General features: G+C 63.4%; 1 pseudogene. It reads left to right on the forward strand.

The window, feature by feature from the left end:
* Positions 1–413: pseudogene (locus EN750_RS38900) on the forward strand (cell division protein FtsZ); the annotation flags it as partial.

Raw genomic sequence — 413 nt, forward strand, 5'->3', positions numbered from 1 at the left:
GAAAAGGGCATCCTCACCGTCGGCGTCGTGACCAAGCCGTTCCACTTCGAAGGCCAGCGCCGCATGAAGACGGCCGACTTCGGCATCGAGGAATTGCAGAAATGCGTCGATACGCTGATCGTCATCCCCAACCAGAACCTGTTCCGGCTGGCCAATGACAAGACCACCTTCGCCGATGCCTTCGCCATGGCCGACCAGGTGCTCTATTCCGGTGTCGCCTGCATCACCGACCTGATGGTCAAGGAAGGCCTGATCAATCTCGACTTCGCCGACGTCCGTTCCGTCATGCGCGAGATGGGCAAGGCGATGATGGGCACCGGCGAGGCTTCCGGCGAGGGCCGCGCGATGGCCGCCGCCGAAGCGGCGATCGCCAACCCGCTGCTCGACGAGACCTCGATGAAGGGCGCCAAGGG

Source organism: Mesorhizobium sp. M7A.F.Ca.ET.027.03.2.1 (assembly GCF_003999175.1).
In the GTDB taxonomy this organism is placed as follows: Bacteria; Pseudomonadota; Alphaproteobacteria; order Rhizobiales; family Rhizobiaceae; genus Mesorhizobium.